The sequence below is a fragment of the Vibrio sp. 10N.222.55.C6 genome (genome assembly GCF_041473395.1).
Taxonomy (GTDB): domain Bacteria; phylum Pseudomonadota; class Gammaproteobacteria; order Enterobacterales; family Vibrionaceae; genus Vibrio; species Vibrio crassostreae_C.
This window is the reverse complement of sequence record NZ_JBFRSD010000981.1, coordinates 1-282: the sequence shown is the minus strand read 5'-3', so window position 1 is coordinate 282 and position 282 is coordinate 1. Positions and strand designations below refer to the sequence as shown.

The following is a 282-nucleotide window of genomic DNA, read 5'->3' as shown; positions in this document are numbered from 1 at the left end:
GGATTCAATAGCTCCACGGCATAATCTGTTCTCCCAACTCGGATGTTAGGCGAAGAAAGTGAGGTGACTTTTTGCATTTGGTGAGCAGGAATACCGATGAAGGCCTCTTTGCCCTCAGAAGCGAGCAGTGTAAGAGTTGGATTACCCACATTCACCACATCTCCGAGCGAAACAAAGCGCGTCGCGATGGTTCCAGAATAAGGCGCAAGCACTGTCGACTTCACCAATTTCAGTTCGTTGCCTTTTACCGATGCATCGATGCGCAACAAGTTCGCCTGCAAT

Annotated in this window: 1 protein-coding gene; it reads right to left on the bottom strand. The window is 49.3% G+C overall.

The features are described 5' to 3' along the window. Positions 1–282: HlyD family efflux transporter periplasmic adaptor subunit (locus AB4486_RS27160; RefSeq protein ID WP_372119890.1), on the bottom strand; the 282-nt coding region annotated here is incomplete at both ends.